Origin of the sequence: Buchnera aphidicola (Mindarus keteleerifoliae), assembly GCF_039392895.1 — a bacterium.
Taxonomy (GTDB): domain Bacteria; phylum Pseudomonadota; class Gammaproteobacteria; order Enterobacterales; family Enterobacteriaceae; genus Buchnera_A; species Buchnera_A aphidicola_A.
In genome coordinates, this window is sequence record NZ_CP135027.1 from 100,890 (window position 1) to 120,772 (window position 19,883).

At 23.2% G+C, this 19,883-nt stretch carries 20 protein-coding genes and 1 tRNA gene; 17 read left to right on the forward strand and 4 right to left on the reverse strand.

Annotation, left to right across the window (positions count from 1 at the left end):
• Positions 1–2: 2 nt before the first annotated feature.
• Positions 3–803, reverse strand: a complete 801-nt coding sequence (thiD, locus tag RJT62_RS00490; protein WP_343153821.1) for a bifunctional hydroxymethylpyrimidine kinase/phosphomethylpyrimidine kinase — start codon at positions 801–803, stop codon at positions 3–5.
• A gap of 103 nt (positions 804–906) precedes the next feature.
• Between thiD and metG the strand changes: the two genes are divergently transcribed.
• Positions 907–2,550: a methionine--tRNA ligase gene (gene metG, locus RJT62_RS00495; protein WP_343153822.1), complete on the forward strand. Its 1,644-nt coding sequence runs from the start codon at positions 907–909 to the stop codon at positions 2,548–2,550.
• Positions 2,551–2,566: 16 nt separating this feature from the next.
• Here metG and tilS read toward each other — a convergent pair whose 3' ends face one another.
• Both tilS and RJT62_RS00505 read right to left on the reverse strand, forming a co-directional pair.
• Positions 2,567–3,898 carry a tRNA lysidine(34) synthetase TilS gene (gene tilS, locus RJT62_RS00500; RefSeq protein ID WP_343153823.1) on the reverse strand — a complete coding sequence of 444 codons (1,332 nt, stop codon included), beginning with the start codon at positions 3,896–3,898 and terminating at the stop codon, positions 2,567–2,569.
• Positions 3,899–3,938: 40 nt separating this feature from the next.
• Positions 3,939–4,013, reverse strand: a tRNA-Ser gene (locus tag RJT62_RS00505).
• 96 nt (positions 4,014–4,109) lie between these two features.
• On the opposite strand from RJT62_RS00505, the gene RJT62_RS00510 reads away from it, so the two are divergent.
• The 9 genes from RJT62_RS00510 (at position 4,110) to tyrS (ending at position 12,015) form a co-directional block, all read left to right on the forward strand.
• A complete protein-coding gene (locus RJT62_RS00510) occupies positions 4,110–4,724 on the forward strand; it encodes a riboflavin synthase subunit alpha (protein WP_343153824.1) in 615 nt (204 codons plus the stop codon).
• A gap of 74 nt (positions 4,725–4,798) precedes the next feature.
• Positions 4,799–5,380 carry an electron transport complex protein RnfA gene (locus RJT62_RS00515; protein ID WP_343153825.1) on the forward strand — a complete coding sequence of 194 codons (582 nt, stop codon included), beginning with the start codon at positions 4,799–4,801 and terminating at the stop codon, positions 5,378–5,380.
• Positions 5,377–5,889, forward strand: a complete 513-nt coding sequence (locus RJT62_RS00520; protein WP_343153826.1) for an RnfABCDGE type electron transport complex subunit B — start codon at positions 5,377–5,379, stop codon at positions 5,887–5,889. Before RJT62_RS00515 ends, RJT62_RS00520 begins: the two co-directional genes overlap by 4 nt.
• A gap of 2 nt (positions 5,890–5,891) precedes the next feature.
• On the forward strand, positions 5,892–7,505 hold the full coding sequence (gene rsxC, locus RJT62_RS00525) for an electron transport complex subunit RsxC (protein ID WP_343153827.1): 1,614 nt from the start codon (positions 5,892–5,894) through the stop codon (positions 7,503–7,505).
• Positions 7,506–7,601: 96 nt separating this feature from the next.
• The gene (locus RJT62_RS00530; protein ID WP_343153828.1) at positions 7,602–8,654 is read left to right on the forward strand and encodes an RnfABCDGE type electron transport complex subunit D; all 1,053 of its coding nucleotides are present in this window, start codon (positions 7,602–7,604) and stop codon (positions 8,652–8,654) included.
• Between the two features lie 2 nt (positions 8,655–8,656).
• Positions 8,657–9,289: an electron transport complex subunit RsxG gene (gene rsxG, locus RJT62_RS00535; protein ID WP_343153829.1), complete on the forward strand. Its 633-nt coding sequence runs from the start codon at positions 8,657–8,659 to the stop codon at positions 9,287–9,289.
• 4 nt (positions 9,290–9,293) lie between these two features.
• Complete coding sequence (rsxE, locus tag RJT62_RS00540) at positions 9,294–9,950, forward strand: electron transport complex subunit RsxE (protein ID WP_343153830.1); 657 nt, start codon at positions 9,294–9,296, stop codon at positions 9,948–9,950.
• Positions 9,951–9,997: 47 nt separating this feature from the next.
• A complete protein-coding gene (gene nth / locus RJT62_RS00545) occupies positions 9,998–10,648 on the forward strand; it encodes an endonuclease III (protein WP_343153831.1) in 651 nt (216 codons plus the stop codon).
• A 95-nt stretch (positions 10,649–10,743) separates the two neighbouring features.
• Positions 10,744–12,015 (forward strand): tyrosine--tRNA ligase, encoded by a 1,272-nt coding sequence (gene tyrS / locus RJT62_RS00550; RefSeq protein ID WP_343153832.1) that lies wholly within the window; start codon positions 10,744–10,746, stop codon positions 12,013–12,015.
• 51 nt (positions 12,016–12,066) lie between these two features.
• Here the strand turns inward: tyrS and RJT62_RS00555 are convergent, their stop codons facing one another.
• Positions 12,067–12,450 carry an iron-sulfur cluster assembly accessory protein gene (locus RJT62_RS00555; RefSeq protein WP_343153833.1) on the reverse strand — a complete coding sequence of 128 codons (384 nt, stop codon included), beginning with the start codon at positions 12,448–12,450 and terminating at the stop codon, positions 12,067–12,069.
• A 290-nt stretch (positions 12,451–12,740) separates the two neighbouring features.
• Between RJT62_RS00555 and ydiK the strand changes: the two genes are divergently transcribed.
• From ydiK to RJT62_RS00590, 7 genes are all read left to right on the forward strand, one after another.
• Positions 12,741–13,856, forward strand: coding sequence for an AI-2E family transporter YdiK (gene ydiK / locus RJT62_RS00560; RefSeq protein WP_343153834.1), 1,116 nt, complete (start codon positions 12,741–12,743; stop codon positions 13,854–13,856).
• 530 nt (positions 13,857–14,386) lie between these two features.
• The gene (locus RJT62_RS00565) at positions 14,387–15,433 is read left to right on the forward strand and encodes a 3-deoxy-7-phosphoheptulonate synthase (protein ID WP_343153835.1); all 1,047 of its coding nucleotides are present in this window, start codon (positions 14,387–14,389) and stop codon (positions 15,431–15,433) included.
• 164 nt (positions 15,434–15,597) lie between these two features.
• Positions 15,598–17,526, forward strand: coding sequence for a threonine--tRNA ligase (gene thrS, locus RJT62_RS00570; protein WP_343153836.1), 1,929 nt, complete (start codon positions 15,598–15,600; stop codon positions 17,524–17,526).
• A gap of 3 nt (positions 17,527–17,529) precedes the next feature.
• A complete protein-coding gene (infC, locus tag RJT62_RS00575; RefSeq protein WP_343153954.1) occupies positions 17,530–18,072 on the forward strand; it encodes a translation initiation factor IF-3 in 543 nt (180 codons plus the stop codon).
• Between the two features lie 54 nt (positions 18,073–18,126).
• Positions 18,127–18,324: a 50S ribosomal protein L35 gene (rpmI, locus tag RJT62_RS00580; RefSeq protein ID WP_343153837.1), complete on the forward strand. Its 198-nt coding sequence runs from the start codon at positions 18,127–18,129 to the stop codon at positions 18,322–18,324.
• 60 nt (positions 18,325–18,384) lie between these two features.
• Positions 18,385–18,759 (forward strand): 50S ribosomal protein L20, encoded by a 375-nt coding sequence (gene rplT / locus RJT62_RS00585; RefSeq protein WP_343153838.1) that lies wholly within the window; start codon positions 18,385–18,387, stop codon positions 18,757–18,759.
• 95 nt (positions 18,760–18,854) lie between these two features.
• Positions 18,855–19,865, forward strand: a complete 1,011-nt coding sequence (locus tag RJT62_RS00590; RefSeq protein ID WP_343153839.1) for a phenylalanine--tRNA ligase subunit alpha — start codon at positions 18,855–18,857, stop codon at positions 19,863–19,865.
• Positions 19,866–19,883 lie beyond the last annotated feature (18 nt).

Sequence of the window (19,883 nt, forward strand, 5' to 3'; positions counted from 1 at the left end):
GTTCACCACCATTTATAAAAGTGATTAATTGGTCCTCTTCCAGTTCCAACATTTAAATTATTAGAATTAATAATAGCTCCTTGTAACCATTTTTTAGCTTTTTTAATAGGATCAATCCAATTTTTATAATTTGGTTTTATTGTAGCTAATGCAGAAGATAAACAACATCCCGTCCCATGAGTATTAAGTGTATTAATTTTTTTCATAGAAAATCTTTTTTCAATTTTTTCAGTAAAAAGCCAATCAGGAGAGTAAGTATTGTTTAAATGTCCTCCTTTCAACAAAACAGCTTTACTTCCTAATTTTAATAATTCTCTTCCTTGAAATTGCATATCTTCTTCAGATTTTGCTATTTTACAATTTAATAAAATAGATGCTTCTAATAAGTTAGGAGTAATTATAGAAGAAATAGGAAACAAGTATTTAATTAACGTTTTAATTGAATTTTTTGATAGTAAAGAAAATCCGTTTTTTGTATACATAACAGTATCAAGTACTATACATGGAAGATCAACTTCTTTTAATTTATTGGAAATACATTTAATAATTTTTGAATTTCCAACCATTCCTATTTTACAACTATTTATTTTTACATCGTTTAAGACAGAGTTTAATTGTGATAAAACTAATTTGCTATCTAAAGAAAAAATTGATTGAACAGAATAAGTATTCTGTGCAACAATTGCTGTAATGACGCTAGTACTATAAGCTTTTAAAGCAGAAATAGTTTTTATATCTGCTTGTATTCCGGCACCTCCGGTAGGATCTGTTCCAGCAATTGTAAGTATATTAATAGGTTTCATATATTTGATATTTTTCGTATAATAATTTTTATTATATAAAATATATTAAATATCTCAAATATTTTGCATTTTAAATTTTATAGGAAATTTTTAACGGTGAAAAATGGTCAATAAAATAAAAAAAATTCTAGTTACTTGCGCATTTCCATATGCAAATGGACCTATACATTTAGGTCATATGTTAGAACATATTCAGGCGGATATTTGGGTAAGATATCATAGGATGCAAGGTAAAGAAATATGGTTTATTTCAGCTGACGACAGTCATGGAACAGCTACAATGCTAAGGGCAAAAAAACTTAACATTAGTCCTGAAGAATTAACTTTAAAAAGCTATAAAAGACATAAATTAGATTTACTAAATTTTAATATTTCGTATGATAATTATTATTTGACACATAGCGAAGAAAACTATTTTTTTTTAAAAAAAATATTTCATGAATTAAATCAAAAAAAAATGATAGAAAAAAAGGTAGTTTATCAATTATATGATTCTGTTAAAAAAATGTTTTTACCTGATCGATTTATTAAAGGAACTTGCCCAATTTGTTTTTCTGATGATCAGTATGGAGATAATTGCGAAAAATGTGGTTCTATCTACTCAGCAATAGATATGATCAACCCAAAATCAGTTATTTCTGATGCAATTCCAATCGTTAAAGAATCTACTCATTTGTTTTTCAAATTAGAAAAACTTACTAAAATGCTTGAAGTTTGGATAAGGTCAGGAACTTTACAAAAATCAGTGGTAAATAAAACTAAAGAATGGTTTAAGAATGGTTTAAAAAATTGGAATATTTCAAGAGATGCTCCTTATTTTGGTTTTAAAATACCAAATTTTTTAAATAAATATTTTTATGTTTGGTTAGATGCACCTATAGGGTACATTAGTACTTTTAAAAATTTATGTAATCAAAATAAAAACATTGATTTTGATGAATTTTGGAAAAAAAATTCCAATTGCGAATTATATCACTTTATAGGAAAAGATATCATTTATTTTCACAGTTTATTTTGGCCAGCAATATTAGAAAGCAGTTCTTTTAGAAAACCAACAAAAATTTTTGTTCATGGGTATTTGACTAATAATGGAAAAAAATTATCAAAATCTAAAAATTCTTTTATTAAAGCTTCTGATTGGACTAAATATTTTAATACGGATAGCATTAGATACTATTATGCTAGTAAGTTATCTTCTACTATAGAAGATATAGAATTTAATTTAAGTGATTTAGTACAGAAATTTAATTCTGAAATAATTAATAAAGTCATTAATTTAGCATCTAGAAGTGCTAGATTTATTAATCTTAATTTTAATAATTTGTTATCTTCTAGTATTGATGAAGAAGAATTATTTCTTTTATTTTGTAAAGAATCAGATACAATTGGAAATTTTTTTAAAAAAAGAGAATATTTTTTAGCTATTAAAAAAATTATGTTTTTTGCTGATTTAGCAAATAAATATATGACAGAAAAATCACCTTGGATAATAGCTAAAAAAAATTCTAAAAGTTTAGTAATACAATCAATATGTTCTATGGGAATTAATTTATTTAGAATAATAATAATTTGGTTATCACCTGTTATGCCTGAATTATTTTTAAAAGTCGAAAAATTTTTAAATACAAAATTGTTCTGGAAAGAAATTTCTATTCCTTTGGTTAATCACAAAATTTTGTTATTTAAACCTTTATATAATCGTTTAAATATTCCAAATGTTGATTTATTTTCAGATACTAAAAATTAATATTATGAATATGAAGTTAATTATATAAAAAAGATTTTTTTTGTTTAGAAGTTTTTATCAAACTATACCAAGAAATATTATAACTTAAGTTATTTTTAAAATATTTATTTTTAAGAACAAATAAACCTAAAATTCCAATCAATTTATTTTTATAATAAAAAATGGGAATTTTATTTCTTAGCCAAGGGGGAATATTATACATTTGCCATATTTTTTTAATGGTCATTGATTTCTTTTTTTTTGAAAAATAGATTTTTTCGCTTTTTTTAACATGAAAACGAATGTGTATATTTTTTTTTTTAGTAGGGAAAAAAAATTTCATTCCTAAATCATTGATACTTATCTTTTCAAAATTATCTGAAAGATATATTGATTTTTTTAAATCTTTCCAGAAAAAAATTTTTTTAGTAGATAAGTTTTTTTTAGTCCAATATAAAATATTTTTATATTTTTGTATTTCAAAATTATTTAAACATATTTTTATATTCTCTTTTTTTTTATTGAATATAATTTGTTTAAATATTTGATTTATAAAATTGCTGCTAGGTGAAATTAAGCTATTTTTTTTAATCCAAATACGTATGATTATTTTTTGAATTAATTTATTTTCTTTTTTAAATTGAACAATGTTTAATCCGTTATCAACTGAAGATAGATTTTTAATTTTTTCAATTATTAGTTTATTTACTATTAATTCTTGCTCTTGTAAAATACGCATACTTTTATAACAATTTTTTAAAAAAAAAGGCCACTTTTTTTTTAATTTTGGAATAATTTTCTTTCTTAAAAAATTTCTTTCAAACTGAATATTGTTATTGCTAGGATCTTCAATCCATAAAAGTTTATTTTTGATAGCTATCTCTTTTAATTGAGATTTTTTTATTTCTAAAAAAGGACGAATTATTTTGTTTCTATTAAGATTAATAATTTTTGATATTCCAGAAAGACCTTTTGTGCCACTCCCTCTTTTTAAACGTAAAAAAAAAGTTTCTATGTGATCATCTAAATGATGACCAGTAAGAATTATTTCATCAAGAAAAGCATGTTGAATAATAGTTTCATATCTTAATTTTCTAGCTGCTGATTCTATCCCGGTCTTTTTAGGTAAAAATATTTTTTTAATACTTAAAGGTATATTAAATTTTTTGCATTCTTTTTTGCAAAAATCTGACCAATAATTTGAAAGAATATGCAAATTATGATTTATATGAATAGCTCTTAATTTTATAAATGAATATTGAGTTTTTAGTTTAAACAATTTGTATAATAATACGGAAGAATCTAATCCACCACTATATGCGACTAAAAATTTTTGATTTTTTTTAATTTTTTTTTCGATAGTTTTCATTTTTAGTTAAAAATTAATAATTTATAATTTTTAAATTTTATGCGTTTAAGTGGATTTGAACCACTGGCCTTCTTCATGTCATAAAGATGCTCTAACCAAGCTGAGCTATAAACGCAATTTTTTTGTTTTCATATTATCATTGATTATGTTTAAATCAAAATAAAAAACATTTAAATAAATTTATTTATTAAAAATTTTAAAAGGAAAAAATATGTTTTCTGGAATTGTTCAGGGATATACTCAATTAGTAAATATAAAGAAAAAAAATAAATATTTAACTTATGTTTTTAAATTTAAAGAAGATCAAGTAAAAAATTTAAATTTAGGGAATTCAATTTCACATAATGGATGTTGTCTTACAGTTTCTAATATAAATAAAAATTTTATTAGTTTCGATATAATTAGTGAAACATTAAATTTTACTAATTTAAAATTTTTAAAAATAGGGGAATATACAAATTTTGAAAGAGCTTCAAAATTTAATGATGAAATAGGAGGACATATAGTTTCTGGACATATTATGACTATGGTTAAGATTAAAAAAGTTATTAATGATGAAAAAGAATATGCAATTTGGGTAACAGTATTAAATTCTAAAGTTATGCAGTTCATTTTACATAAAGGTTTTATTTGTCTAGATGGAATGAGTTTAACTATAGCAAAAATTAAAAAAAATGATTTTTGTGTACATATAATTCCTGAAACTTTAAGATTAACAACTATAGGAAGTAAAAAGAAAGATGACTTTTTAAATTTAGAAGTGGATTATTTTACTCAAATTGTAATTACTACAATAAGTAGGTTTAAAAAACAGAAAAATTTATAAAATATTAAAGTATTTAACAGAATTAAATTCTTTATAATTAAAATGTTTTAAAAAATTTTTTTAGGTAGATGATTATGAAAGAATATTTTTGGTTTTTTATTAGTAACATTTTAATTGATAATTTGATTTTATCAAAATTTTTAGGAATGTGTCCATTTATGGGAATTTCTCAAAAAATGAAAAATTCTATTGGAATAGGATATGCAACGATCTTCGTAATTACATTGACTTCGATTCTTTCATGGTTAATTAATTTTTTTGTTTTAAAGCCATTTGATTTAATGTATTTAAATACAATATTTTATATATTATTGATTGCTGTCAGTGTTCAGTTATTAGAAATAATAATTCGTTCATTGAGTTTTAAAATGTATAATTCATTAGGAATTTTTTTACCTTTAATTACGACTAATTGTGCTGTTTTAGCAATTCCTTTGGTTAATTTAAGGTTAAATTCATCATTTTTAGAAAGTTTTTTGCGAGGATTAAGTTCTTCAATTGGATTTTTTATAGTTATAACTATATTTTCTAGTTTACGAAATAGCATTTCTAAAAAAAATATCTCATATTTTTTTAAAGGAGCTCCTGTTTCTCTTATAACTGCTGCTATAGTTTCCGTAGCATTTATGGGATTTAACGGATTGGTAAAATTTTGATTTATAATATATTAAAAGCAGTATTTTTTTTTACAATCATTAGTATAATATTAGCTATATTTCTAAGTTTTTTTTCTTTTTTTTTATCAGTAAAAAAAGAAAAAATTATTAAAAAAATAGATAATTTGTTACCTCAAACACAGTGCGGACAATGCGGATACCCAGGATGCTATCCTTATGCTAAATCTATTTTTCAAAACAAGGAAAATATTGATAGATGTGTTCCAGGAGGAAAAAAGACTTACTTAAAAATAGCAAAAATTTTAAAAGTTAGTGTTGATTACAATTGCTTAAAACATAAAAAATTTAATTTTAAAGATATAAATTATACAATATATATTGATGAATTGAATTGTATAGGATGTTCAAAGTGTTTAGATTCTTGTCCTGTGGATGCAATTGTTGGTTCATTTGGATATATGCATACAATCTTGCAAAAATTTTGCACAAGTTGTGAAATATGTATTTCGGTATGTCCAATGAATTGCATTAAAAAAAAAGAAAAATAATCATGAATATTATTTCGACAATAAGAAAAAAATTTTTAAATATAAATTTCATTCGTTCTTTTTTTTTAAAAAGAAAATTTTTAGTTTCAGGAATTTTTCTTTCTTTAAAGAAAAACAAATGTATAAATTTTTCTTTAAAAAAAATTTTTATGCCAATGCATTTTAAAATAAAATTACAAAATACAATGATTCATAAAAGTAGAATAATTATCAAATCAGGTGAGTGTGTTTTAAGAGGACAGGTTTTAATTAAAGGAAATTATTTTGAAATACCAATTATATCTCCTACTTCAGGATATATAAAAATAATTTATTTTTCAAACAATTTTAAGTTTTCTCCTTTTAAAAAGATAAAAAAAATAATTATTTATCCTGATGGAAAAGATTCTTGGAAAAAATTTAAATCTTTATATGATTATTACAAGCATTCTTCTTTAACATTGATAAATCGAATTTATGAAGCAGGTATTTTAGGATTAGGAGGGGGGTCATTTCCAACATTTGTAAAATTTCGTTCTGCTATGAAATTTAATGTTAAAACATTAGTTATTAATGGTATTGAAAGCGATCCTTTTACATCTTCAGATAGCATTTTGATATCAGAAAAAATTGATGAAATTATTTTAGGATGTAAGATTATTTCTCATATTTTAAATTTAAAAAAAATATTTTTTTCTGTTACTAAAGATAATGTAGTATGCATTAACGTTTTAAAAGAAAAAATTTTAAATTTACCTATTTTCAAATTATTTATTGCACCTCCATTGTATCCTTTAGGAAGTTCAAAAATATTAATAAAAAAAATTTTTGGAAAAGAAATTCCTATAGGTTTTCGATCATTCAATATAGGTATTATCGTACATAATGTTGGAACAATTTATGCAATTAAAAGAGCCATAATAGATGGAGAAGGATTTACAGAACGTGTTATAACGATAACAAAAATTTTTTCTTCTATACAAAAAGAAAATATATGGGGAAGGATAGGTACTCCTATTGAACATATTTTAAATATATATGATATTGATCATGATAAAGATTCAAAAAATATTTTAATTAACGGATCTATTATGGGATCTAAAATAAAAAATGTTTTTTCCCATTATGTTTCTTCAAAAACAAATTGTATTGTAGCAATATCTAATGTTAAAAATAATGTTTTTCATTCAGAAAAAGAGTGTATTTTTTGCTCTAAATGTTCTGATGTATGTCCTGTAAATTTATTACCTCAAAAATTATATTGGTATATCAAAGAAAAAAATCATATTAAAACAAAAGAGTATCAGATTGCTTCGTGTATTGAATGTAAAAATTGTGAATTAGTTTGTCCAAGTAATATACCATTAGTGAGTTATTATAAAAAAGAAAAGAAGATAATAAAAAAGAAAGAGATCAACTTTTCATTAAAAAAGGATTTAAAAATTCGCTTTGAAAGACATAAATATAGAATGCAGATTAAAAATCAAGATAGTGTTTTTTTTGCTTTGAATAAATCAAAACTTAAAAGTAATAAAAAAAAATCTTTAAAAGAAACTAATCTTTTAGAGACAAAAAAAGATAAGAAAAAGTATATTCAAGATGCTATTTTACGGGTAAAGCTAAAAAGAAAAATATGATTTTTTTTATGTTTTAAAATAATTACATTTTAAATTTATATTTTATTTTTTATGCATTATAAATTAATATTTTTTAATTTAAATAAAGTGATTAATATGTTTACTTTTCCTTATATTTATAAGAAATATGATACAAATCAGATTATGATATATGTCATCATAGCTATGTTTCCTGGAATTTTGGTGAAATCTTATTATGATCATTTCAGTACATTAATACAGTTAACAATATCTTTAGTTTCTGTTTCAATTTTAGAGATATTAATCTTAAAATTAAAGAAAAAAAAAATAAAAAATATTCTTCAAGATTTTTCTTTTATTATTACAGGAATTTTAATAGGTATTAGTATACCTTCTTTTTCGTCTTGGTGGATTAATGTACTAGGTATTTTTTTTTCCATTGTTTTTGCTAAAGAAATATATGGAGGATTAGGAAAAAATATATTTAATCCTGCAATGGTAGGATATGCAATGTTATTAATTTCTTTTCCGGATTTTATGAGTTATTCTATAATACCCTATAAATATATTTCTGAAGATATTCATTTTTCAAATATAATAAGTAGTATTTTTTCAAATGATTCTATTGATTTTTGGAAGCGTTTTGAACAGTCTATTGGAAAAATTGATTTTGTAACCCAGCCTACTCCTTTAAATTATTTAAAAACTTATGGTAATCAAGATCAAAGTTTTTTTTTAGACTATTTAATAAAAAAAAATAAATATTGTTTTTTAAATTTTTTAATTTCCAAGAAAATTAATATAGCTTTTTTTTTAGGAGGTTTATTTTTAATTTATAAAAAAATTATAAATTGGAGAATTCCTTTTTCGTTTTTAATTACAATTACTATGATATCTGGAATCAATTGGTTTTTTTTTCAAGAAAAATTAATATCTCCTTACGTTCATTTATTTTCTGGATCAACAATGTTAGGAGCTTTTTTTGTGGCAACTGATCCTGTAACTACATGTTGTACTAATTTTGGAAAAATTGTCTTTGGTGTAATAATTGGTCTTTTAGAATGGATGATACGTACGTTTGGTGGATATTCTGATGCAATTGCTTTTTCAGTGTTAATTGCTAATATGTTGGTACCTTTATTAGAGCATTATGTTCGATGTAATGTTTATGGAGTAAAAAATGATTAAAAATGTTAATAAAAATATTTAGAAATATAGCAATAATCGGGTTTTTTTCAATAATTTTTTCCGGATTAACAGCTTTTGTGCATGAAAATACAAAATATATTATTAATAGTAATATCGAAAAAAAAGAAAAAGAAAATTTAAGAAAAATAATGAATTATAATAAATATGACAATAATATAAATAAAAATTGCTATATTATTTCTAATAAATTATTAGGAGATAATAAAATTCATCATGTTTGGTTGATTAAAAGAAAAAATAAATCGTATGGAATGATAGTAGAATCTGTTGCATTAAATGGATATTCAGGTTCAATTAAAATGATGGTAGGAAGTGATTTTTTAGGAAAAATTTTTGGAGTTAGAATTCTTGAACATCATGAAACTCCTGGATTAGGAGATAAAATCGAATTAAAAATTTCAAATTGGATAACTTTTTTTTCTGGAATGAATTTTTTTGATTTAGATACAAAGGGAAAGTTTGCTTTAAAAAAAGATGGAGGTATAATAGATCAGTTTACTGGAGCAAGTATAACACCTAGAGCAGTAATTAATCAGATTAAAAATTCTGTAATATTTATATCAAATCAAAAAAATATCCAATATTTACAAACTTGTAAAAATAGAAAAGAATAAACAAATGAAGATTAAAATCTTTTATCAAATTTGGATTAAAAATGTTACTTTAGATAAATTATTAGGGCTGTGTCCTGTTTTAGCTGTTACAACTAGTGCATCAAATGCACTAGGATTAGGCTTTTCTACAATAATAGTTTTAGTGTTAACAAACGGAATAATATCAATTATAAAAAATTGGATACCTAATGATCTTCGAATTCCTATTTATATGATAGTTATTTCTTCTGTCGTAACATGTATAGATTTATTATTATGTTCTTATGCTTTTAATTTACATGAATCATTAGGAATTTTTATTTCCTTAATTATAACTAATTGTGTTATTTTGAATTCTGCTGAAGAAATAAAAAAAAAGGAAAAAACAAGTGTTTCGTTAATTAATGGATTTTTAATTGGAATAGGTGCAACCTTTTCCATGTTAATTTTAGGAATTTTCAGAGAAATATTAGGAAAAGGTACAGTATTTGTTGATATAGATAATTTATTAGGTTCTAATTTTAATTTTCTTTATTATAAATTTATAGATTCATCTTCATTTTTTAGATTAGCTAGTTTACCTCCTGGTGCTTTATTCATTTTAAGTTTGTTATTAGTTATTAAAAGACTAATAAAAAATAAGAGTGTTAAAAAAATAGATTGTATTATAAATTATAAATAATTTTATATACGGTTTTTTGCTTTTAATTATTAAAAAATAAATAAATTATGAATAATAAAAAAAGATATAAAATATTATTATTATTTAAAAAAAATAATCCAAATCCTAAAATGGAACTTATTTTTTCTTCAACGTTCGAATTGTTAATTTCTGTGATTTTATCAGCGAGAACAAAAGATAGTCAAGTTAATGAAGCAACTAGGAAATTATATTCGGTAGCTAATACGCCAAAAAAAATTATTAATTTAGGAATAAAAAAAATTAAATATTACATTAAAAATATCGGTTTATTTAATGTTAAGAGTAATTATTTAATTCAGTCTTCTATTTTAATAGAAAACAAATATAATGGATTAGTTCCAAGGACTAGAAAAAAATTAATGACATTACCAGGAGTGGGAAGAAAAACCGCTAATATTATTTTAAATGTAGCATTTAAAAAAAATACTATTGCAGTGGATACACATGTTTTTAGAGTAGTTAATCGTATTAATTTTGTTTCAGGAAAAAATGTTTCTACAATAGAAAAAAAATTAATTAGATTAATTCCATTAGAGTTTAAATATTATGCTCATTCTTGGTTTGTATTACATGGTAGATATATTTGTTTAAATAGAAAACCAAAATGTGATATATGCATAATTTTTAAATTTTGTGAATTTTTTAAAAAAAATGATTATCTTTCATTTAAAAATTAAGCATTTTTTTATGTTTTTGTATTTTTAAAATATATTTAAAATTAGATAAAAATTTATTAAGTATTATTTTTAATAAACAGAATAAGGAAAATGCAATGAGTGTCGATTTAATTTCTAAATTAAAAAGTAGGGGTTTAATTGAAAATATAACTAAAGTTAAAGAACTTTCGAAAATTCTTTTAGAAAAAAAAATAAAAGTATATTGCGGATTTGATCCAACAGCAGATAGTTTGCATGTAGGACATTTATTGCCTTTAATTTGCTTAAAAAGGTTTTTAAAGAATGGGCATAAATTATTTATTTTAATAGGAGAAGGTACTGGTTTAATTGGAGATCCAAGTTTTAAAAGAAAAGAAAGAAAACCGAATTCTGTTTCTTATTTAAATGCTTGTAGTAAAAAAATTGAAAATCAACTTTTTAATTTTTTTAAAAAAGATAAAAAATTTTCTAATTTTAAAATCGTGAATAATTTAAATTGGTATAAAAATTTATATTTATTAGATTTTTTATCTAATATAGGGAAATCTTTTTCTGTTAATTCAATGATTAATAAAGAATTCGTAAAAAAAAGAATTAAAAGAGTTGATCAAGGAATATCATTTTCCGAATTTTCTTATAATATTTTACAAGCTTACGATTATTTGTATTTACATCAAAGAAAAGGAACAGTTTTGCAAATAGGAGGATCGGATCAGTGGGGGAATATTTCTTCTGGAATTAATTTGATTAAAAAAATTACTAAAAAAACAGTTTTTGGTTTAACTCTTCCTTTATTGGTGTCTTCTAATGGATTAAAATTTGGAAAAACAGAAAATGGAACGATATGGTTAGATTCAAAAAAAACAAGTTCATATAAATTTTATCAGTTTTGGATAAATACATCCGATCATAATTTATATGATTTTCTTCGAAAATTTACTTTTTTGAAAAGTACAGAAATTGACGATTTTGAAAATAAAAAAAATTTTAAAAAATATATTTTTTTAGCGAAAAAAAAATTAGCAGAAAATGTTACGATGCTAGTACATGGGAAAGAAAAATGCGATTCTGCTAAAAGAATTACTCATTCTATTTTCTTTGATAACCTAGAGAAAATGACAGAATTTGATTTTTCTCAATTAAAACAAGATGGTTTACCTACGGTAAAATTGTCTAAGTCTGATGATTTACAGCAAGCTTTAGTTAAGTCAGGATTATCCTCTTCTAGGGGACAAGCTAGGAATATGATTTTATCAAATGCTGTATATGTTAATCATATAAAAGAAAAAAATGTAAAATACAAATTTTTTTGTAAAGATAAAATCTTTGGTAAATATGCTTTATTAAGAAGAGGTAAAAAAAGTTATTGTCTACTCTGTTGGAAATAAATTATGCTTTAAATACGTTAAAAATGATTTATTATTAACTTTAATTTATTTTTATATATTGAAACTTTCTCCACAGCCGCAAAATTCTTTTATTTTAGAACTTTTAAATTTAAAGACCCAATTAACACCCTTTTTTATAAAATCTATTTTTGTATCAATAAGAAATGGAATTATTTTTATAGGTACGAATATATTAAAACCATTTTTTAAAAAAAATATTTCTTTTTCATCCTTTTTTATACACTTATCTTTAATAATTTCTAGAGTATATTTAAAACCAGCACAACCTGTTTTTTTTAAATTAATTCTAATTCCTATTCCCGAAGAACTTTTTTTTATTAAAAATTTTATTTGTTTTTCTGCTGCTTTAGTAATATAAATTTTTTTGCATTGTTTAAGAAATTCTATTTTTTTTTCAATAGTTAGATCAATCATAAAAATTTCCTTTTTTATATTTTGATTTTTTAAGAAAGCATTTTAAATTAATTTCAAAGTAATATTATGGTATAATTAGTTACAGTACATTCTTGACTTATAAACTTGATTTATGTGTTTTATTGAAAAAATATACGATTTTTTTTTTATTTTTCAATCTTATTTTAATAAAATAAAAAAACTATTAAAAGAAAACAACCACTTTAATCATAATTTAAATTATATGATGTGTAAAGTATAGTTTTTTATATAAAAGACAATTTGAACACAATTGAGGTATGATTGTTTATATGCAAAATACAGAAGAAGGTATGGATTCACCGAAGTCTGTTTTTTCTTTAATGTTTATAGGTTTAATGATATTAGTTAGTTTTTGGGTTCTTCGCCCTTTTTTATTAAGTTTCTTATGGGCTAGTATGATTGTTATAGCTACTTGGCCTCTTATGTTAAAAATTCAGGAACTCGTAGCTGGAAGACGATTTTTTGCAGTTAGTACCATGATAATAGGATTATTACTTTTATTTTTTGTTCCTTTAACGTGTATAATAAATAGTCTGATTAACGGTAGTATTCCTTTTATTAATTGTTTTATATCTGGAAATTTTGATTTTCCAAATTTGATTTGGTTGCAAGATATACCAATTATAGGAAAAAAAATGTTTTTTACTTATCATAAATTATTGAAAGGAGGAGGAGGATTATTAATCAGTCAAGTTCAACCTTATATAGGAAAAACAACTTATTTTTTTGTCACTCAAGCAGAAAATGTAGGTCATTGCATTATACATTTTATTTTCACAGTAGTATTTAGCACTTTTCTTTATTGGAAAGGTGAAAAAATAGCGCATATTATACGATATTTTGCCTTTAGGTTAGCTGATCAATCAGGAGACGCAGTTGTTTTATTAGCAGGACAAGCGGTTAGGGCTGTTGCTTTAGGAGTAGTAGTAACAGCATTTATTCAAGGAATGTTAGCAGGGGTAGGATTAATAATTTCAGGTATTCCTTATTCTGCTTTACTAATGTTATTAATTTTTTTGTTATGTTTAATACAACTAGGTCCTCTACCTGTATTGGTTCCAGCAATTATTTGGTTATTTTGGAGAAATAATGTTACTTGGGGTACTATTCTTTTATTTTGGAGTTTTTTTTTATTCGTATTAGATAATATTTTACGTCCTATGCTTATAAGAATTGGTGCTGATTTACCTACAATATTAATTTTGTCTGGTGTGGTAGGGGGATTATTAGCATTTGGAACAATAGGAATATTTGTAGGCCCCGTTGTTTTATTAATTTCATACAGATTAATTACATCTTGGATGAACGAAACTTCATACTCAGGATCAATATCTAAAAAAGTAATATATCAATTAAAGAAAAATGTTTATAAAAAAAACATATAGGAAGATATTTTTAATTTTTCAAAATAATTATTTTTATTATTTGAGAATTAAATTTAGGTAAAATTTAAACATTTATTTTTATATAGTAAATGTTAAAATTACATTTTTAAATATAAAATTTGTTTTTTTTAAACTAACTTGTATGAAGCATATAATTCAAAATTTTTTTATTAAATACTTTTTAAATTGTTTCAATATATAAAATATGATTATTAATATATAAATATAATTTTATATTCAATTAAGCAAACTTTTACAATATATAAAAATGTAAAAAATGTGTGAAATTTAATTAAATGCATAACAAATATATAAAAATCATTAAAAATATAAAAATATTTTATTAAAAAAATTTTTTCTTCATTTTCTTTTGAAAAGAATTTGTATGATTTTAAAGAAAGTATATATATTTTTATAACTTATATAATTTTTTTACATAAAAGGTATCTTTTATTATTAATAATTATTAATAAATAATTTATTATAACTTATTATTCTTTTCAGAATAAAAAACTCATTTAGAGAAAAAAATGAAAAAAACAGATGAATTACGAACAATAAGAATAGATCCATTAATTACTCCTTCAGAATTGGCTAAACGTTATTTTATTACTTCTGAAATTATGGATAATGTTATAAATTCTAGAAAAAATGTTTCTAACATTATTACGGGAAAAGATTTACGATTATTAGTTATTGTTGGACCATGTTCAGTACACGATCCTATAGCAGCTATTGAATATGCAAATAAATTAAATGTTTTAAGAAAAAAGTATTCTTCTACTCTTGAAATTATTATGAGAACTTATTTTGAAAAACCTAGAACAGTTGTAGGTTGGAAAGGATTAATTTCTGATCCTAATTTAGATAACTCTTTTGATGTAAATTTTGGTTTGTCTATAGCTAGAAAACTGTTGTTAGATATTAATAAAATAGGTATGCCTTCAGCAACTGAATTTTTAGATATGGTTATAGGACAGTTTATCGCCGATTTAATAAGTTGGGGTGCAATTGGAGCTAGAACAACAGAAAGTCAAATTCATAGAGAAATGGCATCAGCATTATCTTGTCCAGTTGGATTTAAAAACGGAACTGATGGAAACATTAGGATAGCAATTGACGCAATTCGTGCTGCTCAAGCTAGACATTTATTTTTAGCTCCTGATAAACATGGAAAAATGACGATCAATCATACTAGTGGTAATCCTTATTCTCATATAATTATGAGAGGAGGAAAATTTCCAAACTATCATAAAGAGGATATTGAGTCTGCTGTTAAACATTTGAAAGAATTTAATCTTTTAGAATATTTAATGGTTGATTTCAGCCATGGTAATTGTCTTAAAGAACATAAACGACAACATTTGGTTTCGGATTCTATTTGTAAACAAATCACAGATGGATCAAGATTTATAACAGGAGTTATGATTGAAAGTTTTTTAAAAGAAGGATCACAAACAGTCGTAGAAGGTCAATCATTAAATTATGGTCAATCTATTACAGATCCTTGTTTAGGTTGGGATGACACTGTTGTTATATTAGAAAATTTATCTAAAGCAGTAAGTAATCGATTTTAAATTTTTTAATGCTAGTCAAAAAATAGACTAGCATTTTTTAAAATTTATTTATTTTATATTTTAAAAGAATTTCAGACTTCAATTAGAATAGAAAATTCTATTTCTTTTTAAAATTTTTATGAGCAAAATTTTATTAATAAAAGAATAAAATTAAGGATTTTTAGATGCCTATTATTACTTTTCCCGATGGTTGTCGTCAAATTTATGATCGGTCTGTTTCATTGATGGAAATAGCTAATGATATAATGGGACGTAAAGCTTCTAATTTTTATGTTGCTGCTATCGTTAATAATGTTCTTGTTGATATTGAAAAAATAATTAAAGAAGATAGTGAAATACGGTTCATAACAATTAAAGATAAATTAGCTTTGAATCTTATTAGATATTCTTGTATGCAGCTTTTAGCGTATTCAGTTAAAAAAATTTGGCCTGAATCAAAAGTAGCAACTGGGTGTATTACAGAAAATGGTTTTTATTATGATTTTGATGTTAATAGATCTTTAACATTTCAAGATATTGAAATGATAGAAAGGAAAATGAAGGAATTATCTAAAAAAAAGTACAAAATAATAAAAAAACAAGTTGAACGGAATTTAGTAAATAAATTATATAAAAAAAATAAAGAGTATTATAAAATTGAAGAAATTAATGACAAGTTTAAAAAAATAGATAATTTTTTTTTATATTATCATGAAAATAACGTTGATTTTTATGGACCTCAAGTATCGAATATTAAATTTTGTCAATTTTTTAATTTATTAAACATTTCAGGGGCTTATTGGAAAAGAAAAAAAAGTAATAAAATGTTACAACGGATTTATGGTACTGCATGGACTAGTGAAAAAGAATTAAAAATGCATTTATGTTATCTTAAAGAGTTAGAAGATCGAGATCATCGAAAAATTGCAAAAGAATTAGGTTTCTTTCATTTTCAAAAAAATTCGCCAGGAATGGTTTTTTGGCATAGTTTTGGATGGATTATTTTCAGAGAATTGGAAACATTTATTAGATCAAAACTAACAAGTCATAAATATCAAGAAGTAAAGAGTCCTTTGTTGATGGATAAGATTTTGTGGGAAAAAAGTGGACATTTAGATAATTATTTTGAAAATATATTTACCACCATGTCTGAAAATAAAATTTATTGTATAAAACCTATGAATTGTCCTGGACATATACAAATATTTAATATTGGAACAAAATCATATAAAGATCTTCCTGTTAGGATGGCAGAATTTGGACTTTGTCATAGAAACGAAACATCTGGTTCTTTACATGGTTTAATGAGAGTTAGATCATTTACACAAGACGATGGACATATATTTTGTACTGTTGATCAGATTCGGACAGAAATCAATGATTGTATAAAAATAATATATGAAGTATATCATTTATTTGGATTTAAAAACATTCAAGTTAAATTGTCTACTCGGCCTAAAAAAAGAATTGGAACTGATTTTATGTGGGATCAAGCTGAGTTAAATTTGTCGGCAGCATTAAAAGAAAATAATATAAAATTTCAACTTCAGGTTGGAGAAGGAGCTTTTTACGGTCCAAAAATAGAATTTTCTTTTTTTGACAATTTAAAAAGAATTTGGCAATGTGGAACTATTCAACTTGATTTTTATCTACCTGAAAGATTACAAGCTTTATATATAGATGAAAACAATGAAAAAAAACCAGTAGTAATGATTCATAGAGCTATTTTAGGTTCTATGGAAAGATTTATTGGAATATTAATTGAAGAATATAAAGGAAAGTTTCCAACTTGGATTTCCCCAATACAAGTAGCAATAATTAATGTTAATAAAATTCATACTAATTATGTAACGCAACTATCTAAAAGAATGTTAGAATTAGGAATTCGTGTAAAAGCAGACTTACGAAATGAATCTATTAGTTTTAAAATTAGATATTATACTTCGAAATGTGTTCCGTACATATTGATTTGTGGAGATAAAGAAGTTGCTAATAACACAGTTTCGATTAGAACTAGAACTGGAAAAAATATAAATAATCTTAATTACAAATTTTTTATAGAAAAAATAAAAAAAGAAATTTATAATCGTAGTTTTTTTCAATTGGAGGAATAAAGTATTAAAGTCGGAAAAAGAATTCAATCATCTAGAATGAATCGAATTAATAAAGAAATTCGAGCATCGGAAGTTCGTTTAATGAATGTTAAAGGTGATCAAATAGGTATATTATCTTTAAAAGATGCTCTAAAAAAAGCTGAAATTTTAGGAGTAGACTTAGTTGAAATAAGTCCTAATGCAATTCCACCAGTATGTAAAATGATGAATTACGGAAAGTTTTTGTATGAAAAAACTAAATTGCTTAAAGAGCAAAGAAAAAAACAAAAAATTATTCAAATTAAAGAGATAAAATTTCGTCCAAGTACAGAAATTGGAGATTATCAAGTAAAATTAAAAAAATTAATACGATTTTTAAAAAATGGAGATAAAGTTAAAATTACATTACGTTTTAGAGGAAGAGAAATGGCACATCAAGATATAGGAATTGATATGTTAAAAAGAATTAAAAACGATTTGTTTCACGTTTCTATAATGGAATATTTTCCTCGAAAAATTGAAGGTCGTCAAATGGTAATGATTTTATCGCCTAAAAAAAATAAATAAACTGATAATCATTTTCAAAAATATAACTTTTATTAATAGAGAACAATTATTTTAATGCCAAAAATTAAAACTTTAAAGAGTGCAGCTAAACGATTTAAAAAAACTGAATCAGGTCAATTTAAACGTAAACAAGCAAACTTAAGACATCTTTTAACAAAAAAAACAACTAATAGAAAACGTCATTTACGTTCAAAGGTTATGGTTTCCAAAAGTGATATAAATCGAATCGTATCTTTTTTACCTTATTCATAATATCATAAACTAAAATTTTAATACAATCATGTTTCATCGAGCATGTAGGGAGTTTAAAAAATGGCTCGCATAAAACGAGGAAAGGTTGCTCGAGCTCGTCATAAAAAAGTTTTAAAAAAAGCAAAAGGATATTATGGTGCTAGATCCAGAACGTATAGATCAGCAAATCAGGCTGTAATTAAGGCTGGTCAATATGCGTATCGTGATAGGCGTCAAAAAAAACGTCAATTTCGTCAACTTTGGATTATAAGAATTAATGCTGCTGTTCGACTTCATAAGATTTCGTATAGTACTTTTATATTTGGTTTAAAAAAAATGTCAATTGACATTAATCGGAAAGTTTTATCAGATATTGCAATCACCGATAAAATTTCTTTCGATTTATTAGTAAAACAATCACAAGTTGCTTTACAAAAAAATTTATGTAAAAAATAATTTATATAACTAAATAAAAAATAAATAGAGGGAATGAGATATTCCCTCTTGTTATTTTTATTTTTTTAAAAAATAGATAAAAAATAACAAAGGTAATGAAGTTGATTATATATGATGAAATTACATTTAGTTTAAAGAAAGCTAAATTATTTAAAAGTAAAATTGTAAAAATGAAAGATATAAAAGAGTTAGAAAGAATTAAGTTAATGTTCCTTGGGAAAAAAGGAGTTTTTACTAACATTTTTAAAAAGATATCTTCATTGTGTTTGTCGGAAAGAAAAAAATTAAGTATGAGTGTAAATTCAATTAAAAAGGAAATTCAATTTTTAATAAATACTAAAAAAAAAGAAATAATTAAAATGAATTTACAAAGAAAAATTAATTTAGAAAAAATTGATGTTACCTTACCATGTAAACGATTTAACATAGGTTCAATTCATCCAATTAGTAAAACTATATCTGATATAGAGGAGTATTTTTCTAAAATTGGATTTAATATAGTTACAGAAAATTTTGAAATAGAAAACCAATATTATAATTTTGATGCTCTTAATATTTTTCAAGATCATCCTGCTAGAACATCTCAAGATACTTTTTGGATTAATAAAAATTATTTATTGCGAACTCAGATGTCCAGTATGCAAGTTAGGATGTTAAAAAAAAGTAAGTTACCTATTAAAATATTAGTTTCAGGAAAAGTGTACAGAAATGATTATGATTCTAAACATACTCCAATGTTTCATCAAATTGAGGGATTAGTTATTGAAAAAAAAATAAATTTTTCTAATTTAAAATGGATGATGAATGAATTTATTGACTATTTTTTTGAAAATAAAGTTGTTAAACGTTTTAGAAATTCTTTTTTCCCCTTCACAGTTCCTTCTATGGAAGTAGATGTTTTAGAAGAAAAAAAAAATTGGATAGAAATATTAGGATGCGGTATGGTTCATCCTTCAATTTTAAATAAAATAGATGTTGATTTAAATGATTATCAAGGATGTGCATTTGGAATAGGGGTTGAAAGATTAGCGATGTTACGTAATAATATTAGTGATATTCGTTTATTTTTTGAAAATAATCTACGTTTTTTAAGACAATTTAAATGAAAAATTAGGTGATATTTT

Bases quoted from the DNA above. Each gene is read 5' to 3' on its own strand.
- thiD (WP_343153821.1), bottom strand. From the start codon at position 803: ATGAAACCTATTAATATACTTACAATTGCTGGAACAGATCCTACCGGA.
- metG (WP_343153822.1), top strand. From the start codon at position 907: ATGGTCAATAAAATAAAAAAAATTCTAGTTACTTGCGCATTTCCATAT.
- tilS (WP_343153823.1), bottom strand. From the start codon at position 3,898: ATGAAAACTATCGAAAAAAAAATTAAAAAAAATCAAAAATTTTTAGTC.
- RJT62_RS00510 (WP_343153824.1), top strand. From the start codon at position 4,110: ATGTTTTCTGGAATTGTTCAGGGATATACTCAATTAGTAAATATAAAG.
- RJT62_RS00515 (WP_343153825.1), top strand. From the start codon at position 4,799: ATGAAAGAATATTTTTGGTTTTTTATTAGTAACATTTTAATTGATAAT.
- rsxC (WP_343153827.1), top strand. From the start codon at position 5,892: ATGAATATTATTTCGACAATAAGAAAAAAATTTTTAAATATAAATTTC.
- RJT62_RS00530 (WP_343153828.1), top strand. From the start codon at position 7,602: ATGTTTACTTTTCCTTATATTTATAAGAAATATGATACAAATCAGATT.
- rsxG (WP_343153829.1), top strand. From the start codon at position 8,657: ATGTTAATAAAAATATTTAGAAATATAGCAATAATCGGGTTTTTTTCA.
- rsxE (WP_343153830.1), top strand. From the start codon at position 9,294: ATGAAGATTAAAATCTTTTATCAAATTTGGATTAAAAATGTTACTTTA.
- nth (WP_343153831.1), top strand. From the start codon at position 9,998: ATGAATAATAAAAAAAGATATAAAATATTATTATTATTTAAAAAAAAT.
- tyrS (WP_343153832.1), top strand. From the start codon at position 10,744: ATGAGTGTCGATTTAATTTCTAAATTAAAAAGTAGGGGTTTAATTGAA.
- RJT62_RS00555 (WP_343153833.1), bottom strand. From the start codon at position 12,450: ATGATTGATCTAACTATTGAAAAAAAAATAGAATTTCTTAAACAATGC.
- ydiK (WP_343153834.1), top strand. From the start codon at position 12,741: ATGCAAAATACAGAAGAAGGTATGGATTCACCGAAGTCTGTTTTTTCT.
- RJT62_RS00565 (WP_343153835.1), top strand. From the start codon at position 14,387: ATGAAAAAAACAGATGAATTACGAACAATAAGAATAGATCCATTAATT.
- thrS (WP_343153836.1), top strand. From the start codon at position 15,598: ATGCCTATTATTACTTTTCCCGATGGTTGTCGTCAAATTTATGATCGG.
- rpmI (WP_343153837.1), top strand. From the start codon at position 18,127: ATGCCAAAAATTAAAACTTTAAAGAGTGCAGCTAAACGATTTAAAAAA.
- rplT (WP_343153838.1), top strand. From the start codon at position 18,385: ATGGCTCGCATAAAACGAGGAAAGGTTGCTCGAGCTCGTCATAAAAAA.
- RJT62_RS00590 (WP_343153839.1), top strand. From the start codon at position 18,855: ATGAAGTTGATTATATATGATGAAATTACATTTAGTTTAAAGAAAGCT.